The following is a 2180-nucleotide window of genomic DNA, read 5'->3' on the forward strand; positions in this document are numbered from 1 at the left end:
CACGAGATAAGCTCCGGGCTCTAAACATGCAAGCGGCCGCGTTGACGCGGCCGCCTCGTTGAGCAGATCAAAGCGAAATCGTGAGCAAAAACGGATCCCACTCCTGCCGATCGCGCTTCAAATTGCCGTTACTCGGCAGCTGCTTTTTCCTGCGGCAGCTTGACCGAACCGCCGGCCTTTTCGATCTTCTCGATCGCGGCCTTGGAGGCGCCGGCGACGTCAAAGGCGAGCTTCGCCTTGATCTCGCCATCCGAGAGGATGCGCACGCCGTCCTTGACGCGGCGGATGACGCCGGCGGCAACCAGCGATTCAGCCGTCACGGTTGCCTTGGCGTCGAGCTTCTTGGCGTCGATGGCCACCTGGATGCGGGCCAGCGACACGACGGTGAAGCTCTTGGCGAAGATGTTGTTGAAGCCACGCTTCGGCAGGCGCCGGTAGAGCGGCATCTGGCCACCCTCGAAGCCGTTGATGGCGACGCCGGAGCGCGCCTTCTGGCCCTTGACGCCGCGACCGCCGGTCTTGCCGGAGCCGGAGCCGATACCACGGCCGAGACGCTTCTTGGAGTGCGTCGCGCCGTCCTTGTCACGCAGATCGTTGAGTTTCATCTGACTTCTCCTGCGCTCTGGCTCAGCCCTCGTCCACGACGCGGACGAGATGCTGGACGGCAGCGATCATGCCGCGCACGGAGGGCGTATCTTCCAGCGTGCGCTGCTTGTGCATCTTGTTGAGGCCGAGGCCGACCAGCGTCGCGCGCTGTTCCTTCGGACGGCGGATCGGCGAACCGATCTGCTCAACGGTGATGGTCTTGGTTGCTTTCTTGGCCATGGTCAAAATCCCTGGTCAGATCGACTATTCTTCAGCCGCAACGGCGGTGCCGCGGCGGGCCTGAAGGGTCGAATACTTGATGCCGCGAGCAGCAGCCACATCCTTGGGATGCATCTGGCTCTTCAGCGCGTCGAAGGTGGCGCGAACCATGTTGTAGGGGTTCGACGAACCCATCGACTTGGCGACCACGTCATGCATGCCGAGCGTCTCGAAGACAGCGCGCATCGGGCCACCGGCGATGATGCCGGTACCTTGCTTGGCGGCGCGCAGCAGCACGCGTCCAGCACCCCAGCGTCCTTCGACGTCGTGATGCAGCGTACGGCCCGAGCGCAGCGGCACGAAAATCATGTCGCGCTTGGCCGATTCAGTTGCCTTGCGGATAGCTTCCGGCACTTCGCGCGCCTTGCCGTGACCAAAGCCGACGCGGCCCTTCTGGTCGCCGACGACGACGAGTGCTGCAAAACCGAAGCGACGGCCGCCCTTGACGACCTTGGCGACGCGGTTGATGTGGACGAGCTTGTCCACCATGCCGTCATCGCGTTCTTCACGATCGCGGCCGCGGCCGCCATCCCTACGTTCCTGTGCCATATCCTGTTCCTTGTTTTTTTCCGGAAGCACGGTTGCTGATAAGATCCGGTGCCTCGCCCCGATTAAATCGGGAAACGGTCACCGGGGGCGAAATCATTTCCTTCGCATAATCTTTATCCGAAAAGTCTGCAACTTTTCGGGATCATGCTTAGAAGCTCAAGCCACCTTCGCGGGCAGCCTCGGCGAGCGCCTTGACGCGGCCGTGATAGATGTAAGCGCCGCGGTCGAAGACGACTTCCTTGACGCCGGCCTTGGTGGCGCGCTCGGCGATCAGCTTGCCGATCGCGGTGGCGGCAGCGGTGTCGGCGCCGGTCTTGAGCGAACCCTTGAAGTCCTTCTCGAGCGTCGAAGCGGCGGCGATGGTGTGGCCCTTGGCGTCGTCGATGACCTGCACATAGATGTTCTTCGACGTGCGGTGAACCGACAGACGCGGGCGCTCGCCGGCGACCTTCTTGATCTGACGACGGACGCGCTGCGCGCGGCGCTGCGTGGATTCCTTGGTACCCATGATGGTCTTCCTTGCCTTCAAAAAACGGGGGCCGCCATATGCGGTAGGCGAAAGCGCCTCCCGCGACCGCTCCCCGCGGCGTTACACTCTTGGCTTGGCCCTTTCCGAAAAGTCTTCAACTTCTCGAGGCCAGGCCTACTACTTCTTCTTGCCTTCCTTGCGGACGATCTTCTCGCCGGCGTAGCGGACGCCCTTGCCCTTGTAAGGCTCGGGACCACGATACTCGCGGATCTCGGCCGCAACCTGGCCGACCTGCTGC

The 2180-nt window shown here is 62.8% G+C and carries 5 protein-coding genes; all 5 read right to left on the minus strand.

Annotated elements, in window-relative coordinates:
* Positions 1-128 precede the first annotated feature (128 nt).
* Entirely contained in the window at positions 129-605 is a 477-nt protein-coding gene (gene rplO, locus EN994_RS28290; RefSeq protein WP_013531434.1) for a 50S ribosomal protein L15, read from the minus strand.
* A 22-nt stretch (positions 606-627) separates the two neighbouring features.
* A complete protein-coding gene (gene rpmD / locus EN994_RS28295; RefSeq protein WP_006205449.1) occupies positions 628-825 on the minus strand; it encodes a 50S ribosomal protein L30 in 198 nt (65 codons plus the stop codon).
* 24 nt (positions 826-849) lie between these two features.
* Positions 850-1413 carry a 30S ribosomal protein S5 gene (gene rpsE, locus EN994_RS28300; protein ID WP_006333394.1) on the minus strand — a complete coding sequence of 188 codons (564 nt, stop codon included), beginning with the start codon at positions 1411-1413 and terminating at the stop codon, positions 850-852.
* A gap of 148 nt (positions 1414-1561) precedes the next feature.
* Complete coding sequence (gene rplR, locus EN994_RS28305; protein ID WP_013531433.1) at positions 1562-1921, minus strand: 50S ribosomal protein L18; 360 nt, start codon at positions 1919-1921, stop codon at positions 1562-1564.
* Between the two features lie 138 nt (positions 1922-2059).
* Positions 2060-2180, minus strand: a 121-nt coding sequence (gene rplF / locus EN994_RS28310) for a 50S ribosomal protein L6 (protein WP_127308004.1), incomplete at its 5' end; no start/stop codon positions are given.

This window comes from Mesorhizobium sp. M7A.F.Ca.CA.002.09.1.1, from assembly GCF_003998555.1.
Taxonomy (GTDB): Bacteria; Pseudomonadota; Alphaproteobacteria; order Rhizobiales; family Rhizobiaceae; genus Mesorhizobium; species Mesorhizobium ciceri.

Bases quoted from the DNA above. Each gene is read 5' to 3' on its own strand.
- rplO (WP_013531434.1), bottom strand. From the start codon at position 605: ATGAAACTCAACGATCTGCGTGACAAGGACGGCGCGACGCACTCCAAG.
- rpmD (WP_006205449.1), bottom strand. From the start codon at position 825: ATGGCCAAGAAAGCAACCAAGACCATCACCGTTGAGCAGATCGGTTCG.
- rpsE (WP_006333394.1), bottom strand. From the start codon at position 1,413: ATGGCACAGGAACGTAGGGATGGCGGCCGCGGCCGCGATCGTGAAGAA.
- rplR (WP_013531433.1), bottom strand. From the start codon at position 1,921: ATGGGTACCAAGGAATCCACGCAGCGCCGCGCGCAGCGCGTCCGTCGT.